Annotated in this window: 2 protein-coding genes and 2 pseudogenes; 1 reads left to right on the top strand and 3 read right to left on the bottom strand. The window is 71.5% G+C overall.

The features are described 5' to 3' along the window. Window positions 1-206, top strand: a pseudogene (locus IJH84_RS28610) (hypothetical protein); the annotation flags it as partial. Window positions 207-335: 129 nt separating this feature from the next. Here IJH84_RS28610 and IJH84_RS28605 read toward each other — a convergent pair. From IJH84_RS28605 to IJH84_RS28595, 3 genes and pseudogenes are all read right to left on the bottom strand, one after another. Continuing rightward, on the bottom strand, window positions 336-920 hold the full coding sequence (locus tag IJH84_RS28605; RefSeq protein WP_295151133.1) for a TetR/AcrR family transcriptional regulator: 585 nt from the start codon (window positions 918-920) through the stop codon (window positions 336-338). An 88-nt stretch (window positions 921-1,008) separates the two neighbouring features. Then, a complete protein-coding gene (locus IJH84_RS28600) occupies window positions 1,009-1,329 on the bottom strand; it encodes a multidrug efflux SMR transporter (RefSeq protein WP_200068783.1) in 321 nt (106 codons plus the stop codon). Between the two features lie 148 nt (window positions 1,330-1,477). Beyond that, window positions 1,478-1,763: pseudogene (locus IJH84_RS28595) on the bottom strand (ABC transporter ATP-binding protein); the annotation flags it as partial.

Below are 1,763 nucleotides of genomic sequence, written 5' to 3'. Positions count from 1 at the left end.
CGGCCAACGGGAAGGTCGCCGTGTTGGTGACGCCGCCCGGGTCGGCGAACGCGGCCGAAGACCGGCCGAAGGGCACGGCGATCACGCAGCTGCCCACGCGCAGCGGCGGCACGGTGACGGTGCTGAGCGAACCGGTCGGCGCTTCCCAGGCGCCGTACGCCGACCGCATCTCGGCGATCGCCGAAGGCCTCGCGCCGCGCTTCTGATTCCCCGGCCGACGCGCCCGCGCGCTACGCGATCAGGGGGATGCGTTCGGAGTGAACGGAACTTTCGTCCCACTAGATTGGACGAACAGTCCGTTCACTCGGATTCTTCGGTGCGGGCGAGCGGGCCGGTCACGCGAGCTGGGCGTGCAGCATCCGGTAGGCGGCGCCGCGCGGATCAGGATCGCTTTCGATCAGCGCGTTCAACACGGCGCCGTCGACCAGCGCGATCAGCTCCAGCAGCCGGTCCCGCCCGACCGGCATCCCGCAGCGCTGCAGGATCTCCGCCAGCAGGCCGTGCAGTTCCGCCGACAGCTCGCGCATCAGCGGCGCCAGGTACGGCCGCCGCGGCGAGCCCACCAGCCGCTCGTAGCGCAGCAGCACCGTTTCCGCCCCGCCGTCGCGGGAGTCGCTGCCCAGCAGCATGTCCAGCAGCAATCCGATCACGGCGGCCGTGCTGTGCGGCTCGTCGGTGAGTTCGGCCAGCCGGGCGCGGCCGGTGGCCAGCTCGGCACGCCCCTCGTGCTCCACCGCGGCCGCGACCAGGTCGTCCAGCGAGGAGAAGTAGTACGTCGTGGACGCCAGCGGCAGCCCGGCGCGGTCGGCCACGGCGCGGTGCCGCACCGCCTCGAAACCGCCCTCGGACAGCAGCTCGGACGCGGCTGCGACCAGCGCTTGCCGTCGCCGTTCGCCTTTCGGGGTGCTGGCTGCCATCATGTCGGAATCCTAGGCATCCGGTGTCGCCCGGTGCCGCCCCCTCGCGCGGGAGCGCCGCGGCCGGCCGGGAACGCGCCGATGTAGCGCATCAGTGCGCGCCCGCGAGGTTCAGCCCGATCACACCGCCCACGATCAGCACCAGCGAAACGATCTTGAGCACGGACACGCCGTCGCCGAGGAACACCATCCCGATCGCAGCGGTGAGCGCGGCCCCGATGCCGGTCCACACCGCGTACGCCGGTCCGGCGGGCAGTTCGCGCATCGCCCACGCCAGCCCGGCGAAGCTCGCCGTCGCGAGCACCAGGAACGACACCGACGGCCACAGCTTGCTGAACCCGTCGGAGAGCTTCAGCGAGATCGCCCAGCCCGCCTCCAGCACGCCGGAGATCATCAGGACCACCCAGGCCATGTGCGCACCTCCCTAGGAGAATTACTGGCACGACCGTACCAAAATTCCCCGGGTGCTCGACCGCGAACTGCTGGAGTGCCCGGTCACATCAGGTCTACGGGCCTTCGCTGCGCAGCGATCGTTCGGGAGTGCGCAGCTCGCGCCGCGATCACTCCGCAGCACCGGAGGCGGCGTGCAGCTCGGCGTAGGAACCACCGGCCGCGAGCAGCTCGGCGTGCGTGCCGAGCTCGACGATCCTCCCGTCCACCAGCACCGCGACCCGATCGGCGTTGCGCGCGGCGTGCAACCGGTGCGCGATGGCGATCACCGTGCGCCCGGCCAGCAACGTCGACAACGACCGTTCGACGTCCCGCGAGCTGTCCCCGTCCAGCAGCGAAGTCGCCTCGTCGAGCACCAGCGTGTGCGGATCCGCCAGCACCACCCGCGCCAGCGCG

Source organism: Saccharopolyspora sp., assembly GCF_017434145.1.
Classification (GTDB): Bacteria; Actinomycetota; Actinomycetes; order Mycobacteriales; family Pseudonocardiaceae; genus Saccharopolyspora_C; species Saccharopolyspora_C galaxeae.
Note: the sequence above shows the minus strand (reverse complement) of the source record. Positions and strands in the feature narration are given on the sequence as shown.